Here is a 17,600-nt window from a genome sequence, read left to right as displayed (position 1 = left end):
TCGCAGACTGACCGACAGCGCGTAACGGATGGGGAGGCAGGAACGACGGTGGCGGAACGTAGCACGGCTGCCGTCGACGTGGCCGACAACAGCGGCGACGAGCCGCCGGCCGCTCAGGCGGCCAAGGCCACGGCCGACGGGGTGGAGACCCAGGACGCCCGACAAGCCGCGGACAAGCCCATGCCCGAACCGGACGGTGAACGGAAGGCAGCGGCCACGGCCGCGCCCGAACTCCACAGCGGCCACAAGCTGGCCAGACGCTACCGGCTCGAGGAATGCGTCACCCGTCTGGACGGATTCAGCAGCTGGCGCGCGATGGACGAAAAACTCCGCCGCGCCGTGGGTGTGCACCTGCTGCCCGCCGACCACCCCCGGGCCCGTTCGGTCCTGGCCGCCGCCCGCTCCTCGGCCCTCCTCGGCGACCCCCGGTTCGTCCAGGTCCTCGACGCCGTCGAGGAGAACGACCTCGTCTACGTGGTCCACGAATGGCTGCCGGACGCCACCGAGCTGACCGCCCTGCTCGCCACCGGCCCCATGGAGCCCCACGAGGCCTACCAGCTGGTCACCCAGGTCTCCCAGGCCATGACCGCCGCACACCGGGAAGGCCTGGCCCACCTGCGCCTGACCCCCGGGGCCATACTGCGGACCTCCACCGGCCAGTACCGCATCCGCGGCCTCGCCGTGAACGCCGCCCTGCGCGGTATCACCAGCGACAGCCCACAGCGCACCGACACCGAGGCGATCGGCGCACTGCTGTACGCCGCCCTCACCCAGCGCTGGCCCTACGAGACCGACGCCTACGGCCTCAGCGGCCTGCCCAAGGGCGTCGGCCTGATCGCCCCCGACCAGGTCCGGGCCGGCGTCCACCGCGGCCTGGGCGAGCTCGCCATGCGCGCCCTCGCCAACGACGGAGCCACCGCCTCCCGGCAGGAACCCGCCTTCACCACCCCCGAAGAACTGGCCAAGGCGGTCGCCGCGATGCCCCGCATCCGGCCCCCGGAGCCCACCTTCACCGCCCCGCCCGAATACCAGCACACCACCTACCAGCAGGGCAGCTACGGCACGCCCCGGCCCGGGGCCGCCACCACGGCGATGCCCGTGTCCCCGCCGCCGGCCCCCCTGCAGAGCCGGACCGGCCGCGCCCTCAAGTGGGGCGTCGCCGCGCTGCTCATCGCTGCCCTCGGCCTGGGCAGCTGGCAGCTCGCCGACACCCTCCTCGACAAGAGCGACAAGGGCAGCAACACCACCCAGAACCAGCCGCCCGCCACCGACAACGACGACGACGAGGCGCCACCGAAGAACGAACTCGTCCCGCTCGACATCAAGGCAGCCCAGGAGTACTACCCCGACGGCAATCCGCAGAACACCGACGGAGCCAAGTACAGCTACGACGGGAAGCCGACCACCTGGTGGCGGACCAAGAGCTTCAACGAAGGCCCGGACCTCACGTCCTACAAGGGCGGCGTCGGCCTGGTCTTCGACCTCGGCTCCGAGCAGGAGGTCAAGTCCGCTTCGATAGAGCTGAAGTACAGGGGTGACCACACCGAGATCGCGCTCTACGCGGCGGACAGCGCGTCCCCCTCGGGACCGGTCAGCTCGATGAAGAAGATCGTCGCCGGCACCACCTCGGACGGCACCATGAGCATGACCGCCAAGAACCCGGAAAAGACCCGCTACGTGGTGCTCTGGCTGACCGCCGCACCGTATGCCCCGCAATCCGAATTCAGCCAGGCCGGATACAAGCAGGGCATCACGGACGTGAAGTTCTCGGGCTGACCGACAGCAGGGGAGGGGCTCACCTTTGGACGACGCCGCACCCGGCGACAGCGACCAGGAACTCCTGGCACGGCATGTCGCCGGGGACCCCGATGCCTTCGGTGAGCTGGTACGCCGCCACCGGGACCGGCTCTGGGCCGTCGCCCTGCGCACCCTCGGCGACCGCGAGGAAGCCGCCGACGCCGTCCAGGACGCCCTGGTCTCCGCCTACCGGGCCGCCCACACCTTCCGCGGGGACTCCGCCGTCACCACCTGGCTGCACCGCATCACCGTGAACGCCTGCCTGGACCGGGCCCGCAAGGCCGCCACCCGCCGCACCTCGCCCCTGGACGACACCGACCGCTTGGAGCGGCTCCTGGAGCCCCACGAGTCCGCCGAGGCGCCCGCCGAACGCCAGGACCTCCACCGGCAGCTCCTGGCCGCCCTGGCCACCCTGCCGGCCGATCAGCGGGCCGCCCTCGTCCTCGTCGACATGCAGGGCTACCCCGTCGCCGAAGCCGCCAGGATCCTCGAGGTGCCAGCCGGCACCATCAAGAGCCGCTGCGCCCGTGGCCGGGCAAAACTCGTCCCGATGCTCACTCATCTGCGCGGCGATCACGGGGATAACCCCGCCACGGAGCGGGGAAGGAACCGGTCGCAGGGGACTCCCGTCCCACCGGCAGCAGAACACAGGGACCCGAATGCCGTGAAGGGCGGAGGTGGACGAACGTGAGCCCCACAACCGGCGCGCCCGGAACGATCCGGCACCCGGATGTCTCGGAGATCTCCGACCTCGCCGAGGGCCTGCTCTCCCCGACCCGCTCGGCGGAGGTCCGCCGGCACCTCGACGACTGCGCCCTGTGCGCAGACGTACGCGCCTCCCTGGAGGAGATCCGCGGGCTGCTCGGCACGCTGCCGGGGCCCGCCCGGATGCCCGCCGACATCGCCGGCCGGATCGACGCGGCCCTCGCCGCCGAGGCCCTCCTCGGCCGGACCTCGCCCCCGGCCGCCCGGCCGCAGTCCGAGCCCGCCCCGCGCCGCGTTTCACGTGAAACATCGCCCACCCGGCCGGCGCGCACCGCCCCGGCCGGGCGCCCCGGCTCCGCAACCGGCCCCGGCCGCAACCGGGCCCGTCGCCGGATGGCCGCACTCGGTGCCCTGGCCGCCGCGGCGGCCTGCGTGCTCGGCATCTACCTCACCGGCGGCTTCCCCTCCGGTGAGGCCGGCCACGACGCGGCGACCAAGCAGGCGCCCAGCGCCGCCGCCGACCAGTCCCACCGGGCCGCCGGCTCCTTCACCGCAGAAGGCCTCCAGGGCAACGTCCGGCAGCTCCTGACCGGCGCGGCGACAGGGGAGACGCAGGGAGAGAAGGGCGAGAAGAACACCTTCGGAGCGGACGGCACCAGCCCCCAGCCCGGCCTTGTCGCCCCGGAAGGCCGCAGCGCCGCAGCGGTACCGCAGTGCGTGCGGGCCGGCACCGGCCGCACCGAGGCCCCGCTTGCCGCCGAACGGGGGACCTTCCAGGGCACCGAGGTCTACCTGCTGGTCCTCCCCCACCCCGGCGACCTCGCCAAGGTCGACGCCTTCCTCATCGGCACCGCCTGCGAAAACACCCCCGGAAAGGCCGCCGGCGAGCCCCTGCTCACCGAGACCTACCCCCGCCCGTAACACGTAAGGGCGGTCACGGGGACAGCCTGGGAATGCACGCGCCGTAGGATCCGTTGGGTGGGGTGAGAGTCCGCACCGGCCCCCGGTAGGCAGCAGGCAGTCCGCAGAAACGAGGAAAAAACCCGTGAGCGACGTACGCAACGTGATCATCATCGGCTCTGGGCCGGCCGGTTACACCGCCGCCCTGTACACCGCACGCGCTTCGCTCAAGCCCCTGGTGTTCGAGGGTGCCGTCACCGCGGGTGGCGCGCTGATGAACACCACCGAGGTCGAGAACTTCCCCGGCTTCCGTGACGGCATCATGGGCCCGGACCTCATGGACAACATGCGCGCCCAGGCCGAGCGCTTCGGTGCCGAGCTGGTCCCGGACGACATCGTCACGGTCGACCTCAGCGGCGAGATCAAGACCGTCACCGACACCGCCGGCACGGTCCACCGCGCCAAGGCCGTCATCGTCACCACCGGTTCGCAGCACCGCAAGCTGGGCCTGCCCAACGAGGACGCCCTCTCCGGCCGCGGTGTCTCCTGGTGCGCGACCTGCGACGGGTTCTTCTTCAAGGACCAGGACATCGCCGTCGTCGGCGGCGGCGACACCGCGATGGAGGAGGCGACCTTCCTCTCGCGGTTCGCCAAGTCGGTCACCATCGTCCACCGCCGTGACAGCCTGCGCGCCTCCAAGGCGATGCAGGACCGCGCCTTCGCCGACCCGAAGATCAAGTTCGCCTGGGACAGCGAGGTCGCCACGATCCACGGGGACAGCAAGCTCTCGAGCCTGACCCTGCGCAACACCAAGACCGGCGAGACCTCCGAGCTGGCCGTCACCGGCCTGTTCATCGCCGTGGGCCACGACCCGCGCACCGAGCTCTTCAAGGGCCAGCTGGAGCTGGACGAGGAGGGCTACCTCAAGGTCGAGGCCCCCTCGACCCGCACCAACCTCCCGGGCGTCTTCGGCGCCGGCGACGTCGTCGACCACACCTACCGCCAGGCCATCACCGCCGCGGGCACGGGCTGCTCCGCCGCCCTGGACGCCGAGCGGTTCCTGGCCGCCCTGACGGACGCCGACAAGGCCGCCGCGGCCGTCTGACCCACCCCCTGATCCACCCCCCTCACACCCCACACCCCGCAGGAAAGAAGGAGGCCGCTGTGGCCGGCACCCTGAAGAACGTCACCGACGCAGACTTCGACGCCGAGGTTCTGCGCAGCGACAAGCCCGTCCTGGTGGACTTCTGGGCTGCCTGGTGCGGCCCCTGCCGCCAGATCGCTCCGTCCCTCGAAGCCATCGCCGCCGAGTACGGCGACCAGATCGAGATCGTCAAGCTCAACATCGACGAGAACCCGGCGACGGCCGCGAAGTACGGGGTCATGTCCATCCCGACGCTGAACGTCTACCAGAACGGCGAGGTCGCCAAGACCATCGTCGGTGCCAAGCCCAAGGCCGCCATCCTGCGCGACCTCGACGGCTTCGTCGAGCTCAAGCCGGTCGGCTGACAGCAGGCACCACACAGCGCCGAGCACAGCAGAACGGGGCCGCCCCCTCACCGGGGGCGGCCCCGTCCGCGTACGGTCAGAGGGGACGCAGGGCCGGCTCCTTGCGGGCCGCACCGAGCAGCCGGTCCAGGGCCAGCTCCACGTCTTCCTTCCACGACAGCGTCGACCGCAGCTCCAGCCGCAGCCTCGGATGCACGGGATGCGGACGCACCGTCTTGAAGCCCACCGCCAGCAGATGGTCCGCCGGCAGCAGGCAGCCCGGCCGTTCCCAGCGCGCATCCCCGAATGCCTCGATCGCCCGGAACCCCCGCCGCAGCAGGTCCTTCGCGACCGTCTGCACCATCACCCGGCCCAGCCCCTGCCCCTGATACCCCGGCATGATCCACCCCGTGATCAGCTGCACCGCATCAGGGGAGACCGGACTGGTCGGGAACGCCGTGGCCCGCGGCACATAGGCCGGCGGTGCGAACAGAACGAAGCCCACCGGGACCTCGTCCACATAGACCACCCGGCCGCAGGACCCCCACTCCAGGAGCACCGCGGAGATCCAGGCCTCCTTCTCGAGCTCCGGAGTACCCGCCTTCACCGCCGCCTCACCACTGACGGGGTCGAGCTCCCAGAACACGCACGACCGACAACGCCTGGGCAGGTCCTGAAGGTTGTCCAGCGTGAGAGGTACCAGCCGACGACCCATGAACGCATCGTATAAGGGCAAAGGGCGGGCCGCACCGGTCGACCACCGGCACAGCCCGCCCACCTCCCCGGGAACTACTCCCCGGAACCGCCCTGCTCCAGCACCCGGCCCTCGCCCGGCGCCAGCGTCCCCAGAATCCGCTCAAGATCCTCCATCGAGGCGAACTCGACGGTGATCTTTCCCTTCTTCTGGCCCAGATCGACCTTCACCCGCGTCTCGAACCGGTCCGACAGCCGCGAAGCCAGCTCGTTCAGCGCCGGTGAGACCCGGGCACCGGCCCGCGGCCCCTTCGGCTTGACCGGGCCCGAAGGCTCCGATGCCATCAGGGTGACGATCTCCTCGACCGCACGGACCGACAGCCCCTCGGCCACGATCCGGTGTGCCAGCCGATCCTGCACCTCGGTGTCGACCACCGACAGCAGCGCCCTGGCGTGCCCCGCCGACAGCACACCGGCCGCAACCCGCCGCTGTACCGGCGGCGACAGCTTCAGCAGCCGCAGCGTGTTCGACACCTGCGGACGCGAACGCCCGATCCGGTCCGCCAGCTGGTCATGCGTACAGCTGAAATCCCGCAGCAGCTGGTCATAGGCAGCGGCCTCTTCCAGCGGGTTCAGCTGGGCCCGGTGGAGGTTCTCCAGCAGGGCGTCCAGCAGCAGCTTCTCGTCGTCCGTGGCCCGGATGATCGCCGGAATACGCTCCAGACCGGCCTCCCGGCAGGCCCGCCAGCGACGCTCACCCATGATGAGCTCATAGCGGTCCTGGCCCGACTGCCGCACCACCACCGGCTGGAGCAGTCCCACCTCCTGGATGGAGGTCACCAGCTCCGCCAGCGCGTCCTCGTCGAACACATCCCGCGGCTGCCGCGGGTTCGGCGTGATCGCGTCCATCGGAAGTTCCGCGAACGTCGCCCCCGCCACCATGTTGGCCGGCACCGGCTCCACCGCGGCCGACGACTCCGATTCACCGGGGATCCCCCCGGCCAGGCCAGAGGGAGAAGCATCGGCCTGCGCCAGCGAAGCCAGCTTCGCCGCCGCAACGCCACGCTCTGCCGTCAGGACCGGCACCGCCGAAGGGGAGGTCGAACCCGCCCCCACCGCCGGCACGTCCTTCTCCTGCGGCGCTGCGGGGATCAGCGCACCGAGCCCCCGTCCCAGACCTCTACGTCGCTCACTCACTGAATCCCCTCCACCGCACTGTGCATGTTGTTCGTACCCCGCAGCGCAATCTCCCGCGCCGCCTCCAGATAGGAGAGGGAACCACTGGACCCCGGATCGTAGGTCAGAACCGTCTGACCGTAGCTCGGCGCCTCCGAGATGCGCACCGACCGCGGGATGCTCGTCCGGAGCACCTCGTTCCCGAAGTGGCTGCGCACCTCGTCCGCCACCTGCGAAGCCAGCCGCGTCCTGCCGTCGTACATCGTCAGCAGGATGGTCGACACGTGCAGAGCCGGGTTCAGATGGGCCCGCACCAGGTCGACATTACGCAGCAGCTGCCCCAGACCCTCCAGCGCGTAGTACTCGCACTGGATGGGGATCAGCACCTCCGCGCCTGCCACCAGGGCATTGACGGTCAGCAGTCCCAGCGAGGGCGGGCAGTCGATGAGGATGTAGTCCAGCGGCTGCTGGTAGGCCTGGATCGCCCGCTGAAGCCGGCTCTCGCGGGCCACCAGCGATACCAGCTCGATCTCCGCACCGGCCAGATCGATGGTGGCCGGGGCACAGAACAGGCCCTCCACGTCCGGAACGGGCTGGACCACCTCCAGCAGCGGCCGGCTCTCCACCAGAACCTCGTAGATGGAGGGCACCTCGGCGTGGTGGTCGATGCCCAGGGCGGTGGACGCATTGCCCTGCGGATCGAGGTCGATCACCAGGACCCTGGCCCCGTGCAGCGCCAGCGAGGCCGCCAGGTTCACGGTCGTGGTGGTCTTACCCACGCCGCCCTTCTGGTTGGCGACCACCATGACCCTGGTCTGCTCCGGCCTGGGCAGGCCCTCGCCCGCCCGGCCCAGAGCCTCTACGGCCAATTGGGCGGCACGGCCGATCGGTGTGTCGTTGTCCACCAAAGGTGGCGGCGGTGTTTCACGTGAAACATCCTCGCCCGCCGCTTCGGTGCGGGGGCCGGGGACCGGATCGGCCATCGGCCCCGCGAGGTTGGCGTCTGACCGCACGGATTCACTCTCCTCGACATCAGGCTCGCGATGGACAGAGCCTGCCATGCCTTCGGGGTCGCGAACCAGCGGGGCCCGTACTCCTGTGGATGAATCCACCATTGTGGACAACGGAACCACCGGATCGGAGGCCCCCGTTTCCTTGCGCTGACGAGGGGACGCAGCCGCACGACCGCGACTGATGATTCCGTGCAGCAGAGAGCGACGTTTCACGTGAAACACGATGCACGGGCGGGGTCGTCACCCCGCTACGACACTCCGAAATCCATACCTACAGGGATCAACCGGCCATCAACGGCGCCGACGGGTCCGGCCCGTCCGAGCCGCCTTCGCCCGCTTGGCAGCGAACCGCACTCCCCCCGGGCTCTCCCCGACCTCGACCCTCACCAAGGTCGACAGGGGGTCCACCACGCCCTCGCCGACGTGCAGCACCGAGGTCTTCACCACACCGAGCTTCGCCAGCGCGGTCTTGGCCGCCACCAGCTCCTCATCGGCGGTATCGCCCTTGAGTGCCAGCATCTCCCCATAGGGACGCAGCAGCGGAACGCCCCAGCCCGCCAGCCGGTCCAGCGGGGCCACCGCACGTGCGGTCACCACATGCACCGGCTGGAGCTTGCCCAGCATCTCCTCGGCCCGGCCGCGCACCACCGTCACATGGTCCAGGCCCAGCAGCTCCACGACCTCCTGGAGGAAGGTGGTGCGCCGCAGCAGGGGCTCCAGCAGCGTGATCTTGAGATCCGGCCGGACCAGCGCCAGCGGAATACCCGGAAGACCCGCCCCGGAGCCCACATCGCACACGGTGACGCCCTCGGGTACCGCTTCCGCCAGCACCGCGCAGTTCAGCAGGTGCCGCTCCCACAGCCGGGGCACCTCACGGGGCCCGATCAGGCCCCGCTTGACGCCCGCGTCCGCCAACAGTTCCGCGTACCGAACAGCCTCCGGGAAATGCTCACCGAATACCGCCCGGGCCTCTTCCGGCGCCGGGGGAAGCGCCGCTGCTGCCTCGGTCACGGGGAACCGTCCTTCCGTACCGCACTCTGATCTATCAGGCTGACAAACTTCGGCCCCGTCTGCGACACAGACGGGGCCGAACACTCACACGTCCGGTCAGGCCGGAAGGACAACGACGAAGCGCTGCGGCTCCTCGCCCTCCGACTCACTGCGCAGACCCGCAGCCGCCACGGCGTCGTGGACGACCTTTCGCTCGAACGGGGTCATCGGAGCCAGCTTCAGCGGCTCGCCCGAGGTCTTCACGTCCTCGGCGGCCTTGGCGCCCAGCGCCGCCAGCTCCTCGCGCTTCTTCGCCCGGAACCCGGCGATGTCCAGCATCAGCCGGCTCCGGTCCCCGGTCTCCCGGTGCACGGCCAGGCGCGTCAGCTCCTGCAGAGCCTCCAGGACCTCGCCGTCACGGCCCACGAGCTTCTGCAGATCACGGCCGGCCGAGTCGCTGACGATCGACACCGCCGCACGATCGGCCTCGACATCCATGTCGATGTCGCCGTCCAGGTCGGCGATGTCGAGCAGACCCTCGAGGTAGTCGGCCGCGATCTCACCCTCCTGCTCCAGGCGGGTCAGGGTGTCGCCACCCTCTGCGGCGGCGGCGGAGGTGGTGCCTTCCGTCACGGGACGACTCCTTCTTGCTTCTCGGGGGCTTCTTACTTCTTGGACGAGGGCTTGCCGGGGACCTGGCGCTGCGACTTCGACTGCCGCTTCGGCTGCTGCCGCTTCACGGCACCGCCGCTCGCCGCATCGGAATCCGCCGTGGCCTCGACGCTCTTGATCACAGAACCGTCCGCCTGCGCGGCCATGCCCTGCTTCGTGAGTGCGGAGATGAACTTGCGCTCGTTGTCGTTGCGGTCCGGGCCCTTGGCCACGATCGCCGCGACGACCCTCTTCTTGCCCCGGCCCTTGACCTCGCCGTGCGTGGTCACCTGCTTGAGCAGTCGGGTCAGGTACTGGTCCTGCGCCTTGCTGCCCGGCGTCGGGTTCTGGTTGATCACGTACATCTGCTGACCCATGGTCCAGACGTTCGTGGTCAGCCAGTAGACGAGGACACCGACGGGGAAGTTGATACCCATGACCGCGAAGATCACCGGGAAGATGTACATCAGCATCTTCTGCTGCTGCATGAACGGCGTCTTGACCGAGAGGTCGACGTTCTTCTGCATCAGCTGACGCTGGGTGTAGAACTGCGACAGCGACATCAGGATGATCATGACCGCGGTCACGATCCGGACGTCGAGCAGCGTGGAGCCCAGCGCCTCGACCTTCTCCGGGCTGTCCATGAACTTGGCGGCGATCGGCGCACCGAAGATCTTGGCCTCACGAGCGCTGTTGACCAGCTGCTGGTCCATCGCGCCGATGGTCTTGCCATTGGCGATGTTCGCAAGCACGTGGTACAGCGCGAAGAAGAACGGGGACTGCGCCAGGATGGGAAGGCACGAGGAGAGCGGGTTGGTACCCGTCTCCTTGTACAGCTTCATCATCTCTTCGGACTGACGCTGCTTGTCGTTCTTGTAGCGCTCCTGAATCGCCTTCATCTTCGGCTGGAGCGCCTGCATGCCCCGCGTCGCCTTGATCTGCTTCACGAAGAGCGGGATCAGGCAGATACGGATCAGGATCACCAGGGACACGATGGACAGGCCCCAGGCCCATCCACTGTCCGCCCCGAAGACCGCTCCGTACAGCGAGTGGAACTGGACGATGATCCACGAGACGGGATAGGTGATAAAGCTGAACAGACTGGCAATCGTGTCCACTAATCAGGCTCCTTGAGCATTGCGAGGTCTACGCAACGCACTGCGCAGCTGCTCGTGCCAACGCGGGCGTTTACGAGGTGGGACGTGATCCACACCGCCCGGGGACCACGGATTGCACCGCAGGATCCGCCAGGCGGTCAGAGCAGTCCCCTTCACCGCACCATGCCGGTCGATGGCCGTGTACCCGTAGTGCGAACACGAGGGGTAGTAGCGGCACACCGGCCCGAGCAGCGGACTGATCGTCCACTGGTACAGCTTGATCAAAGCGAGCAGCGGGTACTTCATCGAGGCACGCCTCCCAGCAACCGCGTGAAAGCGGCATCCAGGTCCCGGGCCAGATCATCGGCGCCGGCGTCGCCCGCTCCGGGCAGGGCCCGTACCACCACCAGGCTACCTGCGGGCAAGACGGACAGCCGCTCCCGCATCAGGTGACGTAGCTTGCGCTTCACCCGGTTACGGACCACAGCCGGACCCACTGCCTTGCTGACGACGAAACCCGCACGCGTCGAGGGAGCGATCTCCCCCGGCTCGTGCGGGTCCGTTGCACCGCTGGTACGTAGGTGAACGACGAGGAGCGGGCGTCCTGCCCGGCGGCCTCGGCGTACCGCGTTCGCGAAGTCCTCGCGCCGCCTCAGCCGATGTTCGGGAGACAGCACGACGTCATGCCCTGTGTGATCAGGCGGACAGGGTGGCGCGGCCCTTGCCACGACGGGCGGCGAGGATCGCGCGACCGGCACGGGTACGCATCCGCAGACGGAAGCCGTGGGTCTTGGCGCGACGACGGTTGTTCGGCTGGAAGGTGCGCTTGCTCACTCGGGGGCTCCAGAGAATGAATCGTTGTGGCGTGACATCGCCTGGCTGTCACCGTGCGCCCACGAGGAATTTCGCGTGATCGCCCGAGTGGACACCGCTAAACGATCACAATCAGTGACCTTCGCCCATCGGTAGGCAGGCGGCAGCAGCCATCGACAACTCGACCTCGTTACGGTACGCGCGGCTACGCCATCCGGTCAAACCGAGCCGTCATCGCGCCGAGACGGGGCCGCACTGTGCACAGGCTGTGGACAACGACTTGAACCCTACCCGTCAGGCTGACTACCGTTGCCTGACCCCGGATTTTTTTGTCCCGACCGTCCCAAAGAACCACACATTCGTGGGACCTGTGAGAGAGCGTGCTCTGTGGCTGACGTACCTGCCGATCTTGCCGCAGTGTGGCCACGCGTACTCGAGAAGCTCCTCGGGGAGGGTCAGCAAGGCATCGAGCCCAAGGACAAGCAGTGGATCGAGCGCTGCCAGCCCCTGGCCCTGGTCGCCGACACGGCACTGCTCGCCGTCCCGAACGAATGGGGCAAGCGGGTCCTGGAAGGCCGTCTCGCCCCGCTGATCAGTGACACCCTCAGCCGCGAGTGCGGACGCCCCATCCGGATCGCGATCACCGTCGACGACTCCGCCGGCGAACCCGCACCCCCGGCCCCGCCGGCCGCCGCGCAGCGGGAGCCGTACGCCGACCAGCGCGACTCCTACTCCGACCAGATGCCCACCGCCCGGCCCGCCTACCCGGACTACCAGCAGCCCCGCCCCGAGCCCGGCGCCTGGCCCGGCTGGCAGCAGCCCCGGCTCGGCGGGTACCCCGAGCGCGACCCGTACGCCTCCCCGCAGCCCGGCTACCTCCAGCAGCCGGACTCCGGGTACGAGCCCTCGTACGAGCAGCCCTCGTACGAACCCCCCTCCTACGAGCAGCCCGCCCCGCTGCCCCCGCCCGGCCGCGCCGGTCCCGCAGCGCCCCCGGCTCCCTCCGGCGGCTCCTCCTCCGGCCCGCTGGAACCGACGGCCCGCCTGAACCCCAAGTACCTGTTCGACACCTTCGTGATCGGCGCATCCAACCGCTTCGCGCACGCCGCCGCGGTCGCCGTCGCCGAGGCCCCCGCCAAGGCCTACAACCCGCTCTTCATCTACGGCGAGTCCGGCCTCGGCAAGACCCACCTGCTGCACGCCATCGGGCACTACGCGCGGAGCCTCTACCCCGGCACCCGGGTGCGGTACGTGAGCTCGGAGGAGTTCACCAACGAGTTCATCAACTCCATCCGCGACGGCAAGGGCGATGCGTTCCGCAAGCGTTACCGCGAGATGGACATCCTGCTGGTCGACGACATCCAGTTCCTCGCGAGCAAGGAGTCGACGCAGGAGGAGTTCTTCCACACCTTCAACACGCTCCACAACGCGAACAAGCAGATCGTGCTGTCCTCCGACCGGCCGCCCAAGCAGCTGGTGACCCTGGAGGACCGGCTCCGCAACCGCTTCGAGTGGGGACTGATCACCGACGTCCAGCCGCCCGAGCTGGAGACCCGGATCGCGATCCTCCGCAAGAAGGCCGTGCAGGAGCAGCTCAACGCCCCGCCGGAGGTCCTGGAGTTCATCGCCTCCCGCATCTCGCGCAACATCCGCGAGCTCGAGGGGGCGCTGATCCGGGTCACCGCCTTCGCCAGCCTCAACCGGCAGCCCGTCGACCTGGGGCTGACCGAGGACGTGCTGAAGAACCTGATCCCCGGCGGCGAGGACACCGCTCCGGAGATCACCGCGGCGGACATCATGGCGGCCACCGCGGACTACTTCGGCCTGACCGTGGACGATCTGTGCGGCTCCTCGCGGAGCCGGGTCCTGGTGACCGCCCGGCAGATCGCCATGTATCTGTGCCGGGAGCTGACCGACCTGTCGCTGCCGAAGATCGGGGCACAGTTCGGCGGGCGCGACCACACCACCGTGATGCACGCGGACCGCAAGATCCGTGCCCTGATGGCGGAACGGCGCTCCATCTACAACCAGGTCACCGAACTCACCAACCGCATCAAGAACGGCTGACGCCACCGCCACGCCTTCGAAGGGCGCTCCCGGACCACTCCGGGGGCGCCCTTCGGCGTTCCTGAACCGTCCCGGGGCGGGTCCGGGGGCGCGTTCAGCCCACACCCCGGGGCGCACCCGAATGGCCGCACGCCCCTGATCTGTTCGAATGCGCCCCCATCGGCCCAACTTGTCCACAGATTCCACAAGTTTCTGCCGTCCACAGCCTGGGGACTCGATCCGTCGCCCACAATCTGTCCACAGGGCCACCTATTGAGGGACCATCAGAGCAGGTCACGGGGCTGTGGAATTGTTGAATCAAGTTATCCACAGACTGTGGACGATCATTTCATCCACAGGGCTGTCCACCTCACTGTCCCCAGACAACCCACAGGGCACGGGCTCCTGTGCACAGGTTCGGGGCTGTCGTCCACATCCTTGTCCACTGTTCGGCAACTCCGCAGCCGTTCTCACCGCCCCGAGTGAAAGCCGTCACACCACCGTGGACGTTTGGGCTGTGGAGTAGTGGGGGAAACCTGGGGACACAGCTGTGGACTGTGAGGGCATGTCTGGGGACGGCCTGTGCAGAAGTTTTTGTTCTCCACAGACATGCCGTGTTGTCCACCGCCTTCGCCCACAGGCCCGGTGGATAAAAAACCGGCAGTGACCTGCGAGAACAGGGTTATCCACCGTTTCCACAGGCCCTACTACTACTCCCATAGACAGTTAGGCCGGATTCGGTTTTCAAGCAGGTCCTGTGCACAACTCGTCGGACCGCCGCCCCGACGCCTCGCTCCCGACTTGACGGCCGACCGCACCGACTGTCGGTGCCGTACGTCAGACTGGACCCCGGCACTGAGCCGACGAACGAGAGCCAGCAACAGCAGGAGGCGGTTTCCGGTGAAGATCCGGGTGGAGCGCGACGTACTCGCGGAGGCGGTGGCGTGGGCGGCCCGTAGCCTTCCGGCCCGGCCGCCGGTGCCCGTTCTCGCGGGCCTTCTCCTGAAGGCCGAGGAGGGCATGCTCAGCCTCTCCGGCTTCGACTACGAGGTCTCGGCCCGCGTCTCCGTCGAGGCGGACGTCGAGGAGGACGGCACCGTCCTCGTCTCCGGCCGGCTGCTCGCCGACATCTGCCGCGCACTCCCCAACCGCCCGGTCGAGATTTCCACAGACGGTGTACGGGCGACCGTGGTCTGCGGTTCCTCCCGGTTCACCCTCCACACCCTGCCTGTGGAGGAGTACCCGGCCCTGCCGCAGATGCCGACCGCCACCGGCACCGTGCCCGGCGAGGTCTTCGCCTCCGCCGCCGCCCAGGTGGCCATCGCCGCCGGCCGCGACGACACCCTGCCCGTGCTGACCGGTGTGCGCATCGAGATCGAGGGCGACCGGGTCACCCTCGCCTCCACCGACCGCTACCGCTTCGCGGTCCGCGAGTTCCTGTGGAAGCCGGAGAACCCGGACGCCTCCGCCGTGGCCCTGGTCCCGGCCAAGACCCTCCTCGACACCGCCAAGTCGCTGACCAGCGGCGACACCGTCACCCTGGCGTTGTCCGGCTCCGGCAAGGGCGAGGGCCTGATCGGCTTCGAGGGCGCCGGCCGGCGGACCACCACCCGCCTGCTCGAGGGCGACCTGCCCAAGTACCGCACCCTGTTCCCGACCGAGTTCAACTCCGTCGCCGTCATCGAGACCGCCCCGTTCGTCGAGGCCGTCAAGCGCGTGGCCCTGGTCGCCGAGCGGAACACCCCGGTGCGGCTGAGCTTCGAGCAGGGCGTGCTGATCCTGGAGGCCGGCTCCTCCGACGATGCACAGGCTGTGGAGCGCGTGGACGCCAAGCTCGAGGGCGACGACATCTCGATCGCCTTCAACCCGACCTTCCTGCTGGACGGCCTGAGCGCGATCGACTCCCCGGCCGCGCAGCTGAGCTTCACCACCTCCACCAAGCCGGCGCTGCTCAGCGGTCGCCCGGCGGTGGACGCGGAGGCGGACGAGGCCTACAAGTACCTGATCATGCCGGTTCGGCTGTCCGGCTGAGCCCACAGGTGTGCACCTGCGTCCGGGCGTAGGCTCGGACGCGGGTACGAAACTGGACACACACCTTAAGGAATCACCTGATGGAGCTCGGTCTCGTCGGTCTCGGCAAGATGGGCGGCAACATGCGCGAGCGCATCCGCCGCGCAGGCCACACCGTCATCGGATTCGACCGCAATCCGGACCTCGCAGATGTCCACAGCCTGGAAGAACTTGTGGGCAAGCTGAAGGGCCCGCGGGTGGTGTGGGTCATGGTGCCGGCCGGTGCCGCCACCCAGTCCACCATCGACGAGCTGGCGGAGCTGCTCGCACCCGGCGACATCGTCGTGGACGGCGGGAACTCCCGCTGGACGGACGACGAGAAGCACGCCGCGGAGCTGTCCGCCAAGGGCATCGGCTTCGTGGACTGCGGTGTCTCGGGCGGCGTCTGGGGCCTGGAGAACGGCTACGCGCTCATGTACGGCGGCGACGCCGAGCACGTCGCCCGCGTCCAGCCGGTGTTCGACGCGCTGAAGCCGGAGGGCGACTTCGGTGCCGTGCACGCCGGCAAGGTCGGCGCAGGCCACTTCGCGAAGATGGTCCACAACGGCATCGAGTACGCCATGATGCAGGCCTACGCCGAGGGCTGGGAGCTGCTCGAGAAGGTGGACTCGGTCACCGACGTGCGCGAGGTGTTCCGGTCCTGGCAGGAGGGCACGGTCATCCGGTCCTGGCTGCTGGACCTGGCGGTGAACGCGCTGGACGAGGACGAGCACCTGGACGGGCTGAAGGGCTTCGCCCAGGACTCCGGCGAGGGCCGGTGGACGGTGGAGGCCGCGATCGACAACGCGGTGCCGCTGCCCGCGATCACGGCTTCGCTGTTCGCCCGTTTCGCCTCCCGCCAGGAGGACTCCCCGCAGATGAAGATGATCGCCGCCCTGCGCAACCAGTTCGGCGGCCACGCGGTCGAGAAGAAGTAACGACACAGCAGTACCGCAACACAGCAGTACCGCAGTACAGCAACACCGCAGTAGCCGGGGGAGGTCGGCGCCGTCATGCACGTTTCGCATCTGTCGCTGGCCGACTTCCGCTCGTACGCCCGGGCCGAGGTTCCCCTCGACCCGGGCGTCACCGCTTTCGTGGGCCCGAACGGTCAGGGCAAGACCAATCTCGTCGAGGCCGTCGGCTATCTGGCGACATTGGGCAGCCACCGGGTGTCCTCGGACGCCCCGCTGGTCCGGATGGGAGCCGACCGGGCCGTGATCCGTGCCGCCGTACGGCAGGGGGAGCGGCAGCAGCTGATCGAGCTGGAGCTGAACCCCGGCCGGGCGAACCGGGCCCGGATCAACCGGTCCTCGCAGGTCAGGCCCCGGGACGTGCTGGGCATCGTCCGGACGGTCCTGTTCGCCCCGGAGGACCTGGCCCTGGTGAAGGGGGACCCGGGGGAGCGCCGGCGGTTCCTGGACGAGCTGATCACCGCGCGCTCGCCCCGGATGGCGGCGGTGCGCTCGGACTACGAGCGGGTGCTCAAGCAGCGGAACACCCTGCTGAAGTCGGCGGCGATGGCCCGGCGGCACGGTGGCCGGCAGGGGGCACCTCCCGGACGGAGTCTGGGGGCGGACCTGTCCACCCTCGACGTGTGGGACCAGCATCTGGCCCGGGCGGGGGCGGAGCTGCTGGCCCAGCGGCTGGACCTGATCGGGGTGCTGCAGCCGCTGGCGGACAAGGCGTACGAGCAGCTGGCGCCGGGCGGCGGTCCGCTGGGGCTGTCGTACCGGGGCAGTGCGGAGCCGGCCGGCGCGCAGTCCCGGGAGGAGCTGTACGAGGTCCTGCTGGCGGCGCTGGCGGAGGCCCGCAAGCAGGAGATCGAGCGGGGCGTGACCCTGGTCGGCCCGCACCGGGACGAGCTGGTGCTGAAGCTGGGGGACCTGCCGGCCAAGGGGTACGCGAGCCACGGGGAGTCCTGGTCGTATGCGCTGGCGCTGCGGCTGGCCTCGTACGACCTGCTGCGCTCGGAGGGCAACGAGCCGGTGCTGGTGCTGGACGACGTGTTCGCGGAGCTGGACGCCCGGCGTCGGGAGCGGCTGGCGGAGCTGGTGGCCGGCGGAGAGCAGGTACTTGTCACCGCCGCGGTGGAGGACGACGTGCCGGGGGTGCTGGCGGGGACCCGGTTCGCGGTCTCGGGCGGAGAGGTGACCCGGCTGTGAGTGACTCCAAGAGCAGC

Annotated in this window: 18 protein-coding genes; 9 read left to right on the top strand and 9 right to left on the bottom strand. The window is 69.3% G+C overall.

All coding sequences use genetic code 11. The annotated features are described in order from the left end of the window. Window positions 1-48: 48 nt before the first annotated feature. From ABT123_RS08245 to trxA, 5 genes are all read left to right on the top strand, one after another. The gene (locus ABT123_RS08245) at window positions 49-1,776 is read left to right on the top strand and encodes a protein kinase family protein (protein WP_351311021.1); all 1,728 of its coding nucleotides are present in this window, start codon (window positions 49-51) and stop codon (window positions 1,774-1,776) included. Between the two features lie 25 nt (window positions 1,777-1,801). Further along, entirely contained in the window at window positions 1,802-2,488 is a 687-nt protein-coding gene (gene sigM / locus ABT123_RS08240) for an RNA polymerase sigma factor SigM (protein ID WP_351311019.1), read from the top strand. Further along, entirely contained in the window at window positions 2,485-3,423 is a 939-nt protein-coding gene (locus ABT123_RS08235; RefSeq protein WP_351311017.1) for an anti-sigma factor family protein, read from the top strand. The genes sigM and ABT123_RS08235 overlap by 4 nt, the downstream gene beginning before the upstream one ends. Before the next feature lie 124 nt (window positions 3,424-3,547). Then, a complete protein-coding gene (trxB, locus tag ABT123_RS08230; protein ID WP_351311015.1) occupies window positions 3,548-4,507 on the top strand; it encodes a thioredoxin-disulfide reductase in 960 nt (319 codons plus the stop codon). Between the two features lie 59 nt (window positions 4,508-4,566). After that, entirely contained in the window at window positions 4,567-4,911 is a 345-nt protein-coding gene (trxA, locus tag ABT123_RS08225) for a thioredoxin (protein ID WP_351311013.1), read from the top strand. A gap of 76 nt (window positions 4,912-4,987) precedes the next feature. On the opposite strand, the gene ABT123_RS08220 is transcribed toward trxA, so the two are convergent. The 9 genes from ABT123_RS08220 to rpmH all read right to left on the bottom strand — a co-directional run bounded on the left by ABT123_RS08220 (window position 4,988) and on the right by rpmH (window position 11,344). Beyond that, a complete protein-coding gene (locus ABT123_RS08220) occupies window positions 4,988-5,605 on the bottom strand; it encodes a GNAT family N-acetyltransferase (protein ID WP_351311011.1) in 618 nt (205 codons plus the stop codon). A gap of 74 nt (window positions 5,606-5,679) precedes the next feature. After that, on the bottom strand, window positions 5,680-6,780 hold the full coding sequence (locus ABT123_RS08215) for a ParB/RepB/Spo0J family partition protein (protein WP_351311009.1): 1,101 nt from the start codon (window positions 6,778-6,780) through the stop codon (window positions 5,680-5,682). Next, window positions 6,777-7,820 carry a ParA family protein gene (locus ABT123_RS08210; protein ID WP_351311007.1) on the bottom strand — a complete coding sequence of 348 codons (1,044 nt, stop codon included), beginning with the start codon at window positions 7,818-7,820 and terminating at the stop codon, window positions 6,777-6,779. Before ABT123_RS08210 ends, ABT123_RS08215 begins: the two co-directional genes overlap by 4 nt. A gap of 243 nt (window positions 7,821-8,063) precedes the next feature. After that, complete coding sequence (gene rsmG / locus ABT123_RS08205) at window positions 8,064-8,783, bottom strand: 16S rRNA (guanine(527)-N(7))-methyltransferase RsmG (RefSeq protein ID WP_351311005.1); 720 nt, start codon at window positions 8,781-8,783, stop codon at window positions 8,064-8,066. A 96-nt stretch (window positions 8,784-8,879) separates the two neighbouring features. Next, entirely contained in the window at window positions 8,880-9,395 is a 516-nt protein-coding gene (locus ABT123_RS08200) for a Jag family protein (protein ID WP_351311003.1), read from the bottom strand. A gap of 32 nt (window positions 9,396-9,427) precedes the next feature. Beyond that, the gene (gene yidC, locus ABT123_RS08195; protein ID WP_351311001.1) at window positions 9,428-10,531 is read right to left on the bottom strand and encodes a membrane protein insertase YidC; all 1,104 of its coding nucleotides are present in this window, start codon (window positions 10,529-10,531) and stop codon (window positions 9,428-9,430) included. Between the two features lie 3 nt (window positions 10,532-10,534). Next, window positions 10,535-10,816, bottom strand: coding sequence for a membrane protein insertion efficiency factor YidD (gene yidD / locus ABT123_RS08190; protein WP_150208749.1), 282 nt, complete (start codon window positions 10,814-10,816; stop codon window positions 10,535-10,537). Further along, window positions 10,813-11,187, bottom strand: coding sequence for a ribonuclease P protein component (rnpA, locus tag ABT123_RS08185; RefSeq protein ID WP_351310999.1), 375 nt, complete (start codon window positions 11,185-11,187; stop codon window positions 10,813-10,815). The genes yidD and rnpA overlap by 4 nt, the downstream gene beginning before the upstream one ends. 19 nt (window positions 11,188-11,206) lie before the next feature. After that, window positions 11,207-11,344, bottom strand: coding sequence for a 50S ribosomal protein L34 (rpmH, locus tag ABT123_RS08180; RefSeq protein ID WP_351310997.1), 138 nt, complete (start codon window positions 11,342-11,344; stop codon window positions 11,207-11,209). Between the two features lie 366 nt (window positions 11,345-11,710). Between rpmH and dnaA the strand changes: the two genes are divergently transcribed. The 4 genes from dnaA to recF all read left to right on the top strand — a co-directional run bounded on the left by dnaA (window position 11,711) and on the right by recF (window position 17,583). Continuing rightward, on the top strand, window positions 11,711-13,390 hold the full coding sequence (gene dnaA / locus ABT123_RS08175) for a chromosomal replication initiator protein DnaA (RefSeq protein WP_351310995.1): 1,680 nt from the start codon (window positions 11,711-11,713) through the stop codon (window positions 13,388-13,390). A gap of 879 nt (window positions 13,391-14,269) precedes the next feature. Next, a complete protein-coding gene (gene dnaN, locus ABT123_RS08170) occupies window positions 14,270-15,400 on the top strand; it encodes a DNA polymerase III subunit beta (RefSeq protein WP_150208752.1) in 1,131 nt (376 codons plus the stop codon). Between the two features lie 80 nt (window positions 15,401-15,480). Beyond that, the gene (gene gnd, locus ABT123_RS08165) at window positions 15,481-16,356 is read left to right on the top strand and encodes a phosphogluconate dehydrogenase (NAD(+)-dependent, decarboxylating) (RefSeq protein WP_351310993.1); all 876 of its coding nucleotides are present in this window, start codon (window positions 15,481-15,483) and stop codon (window positions 16,354-16,356) included. A gap of 75 nt (window positions 16,357-16,431) precedes the next feature. Continuing rightward, on the top strand, window positions 16,432-17,583 hold the full coding sequence (gene recF, locus ABT123_RS08160) for a DNA replication/repair protein RecF (RefSeq protein ID WP_351310991.1): 1,152 nt from the start codon (window positions 16,432-16,434) through the stop codon (window positions 17,581-17,583). The last annotated feature ends 17 nt before the right edge of the window (window positions 17,584-17,600 follow it).

This window comes from Streptomyces sp. NPDC002054 (assembly GCF_040296685.1).
Classification (GTDB): domain Bacteria; phylum Actinomycetota; class Actinomycetes; order Streptomycetales; family Streptomycetaceae; genus Streptomyces.
Note: the sequence above shows the minus strand (reverse complement) of the source record. Positions and strands in the feature narration are given on the sequence as shown.